Origin of the sequence: Pseudomonas sp. HMWF006 (genome assembly GCF_003061205.1) — a bacterium.
Classification (GTDB): domain Bacteria; phylum Pseudomonadota; class Gammaproteobacteria; order Pseudomonadales; family Pseudomonadaceae; genus Aquipseudomonas; species Aquipseudomonas monsensis.
Genome location: NZ_QAIU01000395.1, coordinates 10,094 through 10,868 on the forward strand (window position 1 = coordinate 10,094; position 775 = coordinate 10,868).

The 775-nt window shown below is 64.5% G+C and carries 1 protein-coding gene; it reads left to right on the forward strand.

The window, feature by feature from the left end; translation table 11 throughout:
* Positions 1 to 775, forward strand: a 775-nt coding sequence (locus DBR24_RS32410; RefSeq protein ID WP_256591559.1) for an ATP-binding cassette domain-containing protein, incomplete at both ends; no start/stop codon positions are given.

The window sequence follows — 775 nt, forward strand, 5'->3', positions numbered from 1 at the left end:
TCGCCATCGGGCGCGGCGAAATTTTCGGTTTTCTCGGCTCCAACGGCTGCGGCAAGACCACCACCATGAAAGTCCTGACCGGACTGATGCCGGCCAGCGAGGGCAGCGCGACGCTGCTCGGTAACCCGGTGAATGCCAAGGATCTGGCCACGCGCAAGCGGGTCGGCTTCATGTCCCAGAGTTTTTCGCTGTATGGCGAGCTCAGTGTGCGGCAGAACCTTGAGCTGCATGCGCGGCTGTTCGACCTGCCCAAGGTCGAAAGCACGCAACGAATCGAAGCGTTGATTCAGCGCTTCAACCTGCTCGGCGTCGCCGATCAGCCGTCCGGCGCCCTGCCGCTGGGTCTGCGCCAACGTTTGTCACTGGCGGTGGCGGTGTTGCACCGCCCGGAAGTGCTGATTCTCGATGAGCCGACGTCCGGCGTCGATCCGGCAGCCCGCGATGACTTTTGGCGGCTATTGATCGAACTGTCGCGCGAGCAGGGCGTGACGATTTTCCTCTCCACCCACTTCATGAACGAAGCCCAGCGCTGCGACCGCATCTCGCTGATGCACGCCGGCAAAGTCCTCGCGTGCGACACCCCGGCGGCATTGCAACAGCAGTTCGGTGGAGAGACGCTGGAGGCCGCTTTCGTGACCTGCCTGGAACAGGCCCAGGGCACTGCCGAAACGCCTCCCGCGAGCGAATCATCGACCGCACCAGCGGCCGCCACGCCGCCACTCAAGCAGCGCGGTTTCAGCCTCGGCCGTCTGCTCGCAGTGGCCAGTCGCGAAGG